We start from the raw sequence: 268 nt of genomic DNA, 5'->3' as shown, positions 1-268 counted from the left end.
TTTCGGCCTGCCGGACCTCTGTGATGTCACGATGTATGTTCGAGATTGAAACGATATCACCGTCGGCCCCACGGATCGGGGCGCAACTGATCCAAACCAGACGCTCTTCGCCATTCTTGTCAACGCGGGTGGCTTCGAAGTTGGTCAACTTGCCGGCGATGATCTCGTCCCGATATTGCTCAATGGTCTTGGGCCAGTCGGCGGGGTAAAGCATCTCCAGCGACTGGCCGATCGCCTCCTCGGCGGTATAGCCGTAGAGGCGTTCCGC

1 protein-coding gene is annotated in these 268 nt (G+C 58.6%); it reads right to left on the bottom strand.

Annotated elements, in window-relative coordinates; all coding sequences use genetic code 11:
- Positions 1 to 268: PAS domain-containing protein (locus A3728_RS17640; protein WP_150120868.1), on the bottom strand; the 268-nt coding region annotated here is incomplete at both ends.

Origin of the sequence: Sulfitobacter sp. HI0040, assembly GCF_001634885.1 — a bacterium.
Taxonomy (GTDB): Bacteria; Pseudomonadota; Alphaproteobacteria; order Rhodobacterales; family Rhodobacteraceae; genus Sulfitobacter.
Note: the sequence above shows the minus strand (reverse complement) of the source record. Positions and strands in the feature narration are given on the sequence as shown.